The sequence below is a fragment of the Pseudomonas sp. AC463 genome (assembly GCF_979253585.1).
Map to the genome: position 1 here is coordinate 1 of NZ_CEEDDZ010000301.1, position 336 is coordinate 336.

Here is a 336-nt window from a genome sequence, read left to right on the forward strand (position 1 = left end):
CCCCTCTACCATTGAACTCAAAGACATCGCCGCAGCGGTGTTAGAGGCGACGAAGGTCGCCTCACTGCGTAGGCGGCAGCGGCCGCCTACGCCTCGCGCTCTTCACTTTTTTTATGCGAACTTCGCAGCTGTGGACTGCGCCTCGCCCATCGAGGAGGCCACGCGCTTGACGGAGCCCGAGCGCACGTCCCCGACGGCGAAAACGCCCGGGCAAGATGTTGCGTGGGGCGAGGCGGAGCTGACGTCTCCGCCGGTCAGGACAAAACCCTTGTCGTCGAGCCGCACCAGATCCGCGAGCCAAGCCGTGTTCGGCACCGCACCGACCATCACGAACAT

Annotated in this window: 1 pseudogene; it reads right to left on the bottom strand. The window is 64.6% G+C overall.

The features are described 5' to 3' along the window. Positions 1-111: 111 nt before the first annotated feature. A pseudogene (locus AC0IYH_RS30245) lies at positions 112-336 on the bottom strand (hypothetical protein); the annotation flags it as partial.